This window comes from Psychrobacter sp. MES7-P7E (genome assembly GCF_002863645.1).
In the GTDB taxonomy this organism is placed as follows: Bacteria; Pseudomonadota; Gammaproteobacteria; order Pseudomonadales; family Moraxellaceae; genus Psychrobacter.
Map to the genome: position 1 here is coordinate 1 of NZ_PJBU01000063.1, position 283 is coordinate 283.

Consider the following 283-nt stretch of genomic DNA (forward strand, 5'->3'; position numbering starts at 1 on the left):
TTTACTTCCTTACTAGTTGCAATTTTCCCTTCCTCAAAGTCTTGAAAGATACGCTGAGTAGCTGGGTTAGAAGGAATATTATCGACTGCAAAGCTACCCAAAGTATCAAAATTGATGCGGCGGCGCTTTTCTATTTCCTGTTGGCTAACGATGATAGGACGATCATCAATAATTGATGCTTCAAGTTTAGAATCTTCCATACTAGCTCCTATCACTATCAGTAGTAGTAAAATTGTTTAGCAAGTCAGATAGTCTTCTATCTAGACAATTTTTCTCTTATTGA

At 36.7% G+C, this 283-nt stretch carries 1 protein-coding gene; it reads right to left on the reverse strand.

Annotated features, from left to right (window positions below; genetic code table 11):
- On the reverse strand, positions 1 to 200 hold a 200-nt coding region (locus tag CXF62_RS01505), incomplete at its 3' end, for a hypothetical protein (RefSeq protein WP_145990526.1).
- Positions 201 to 283: the final 83 nt, after the last annotated feature.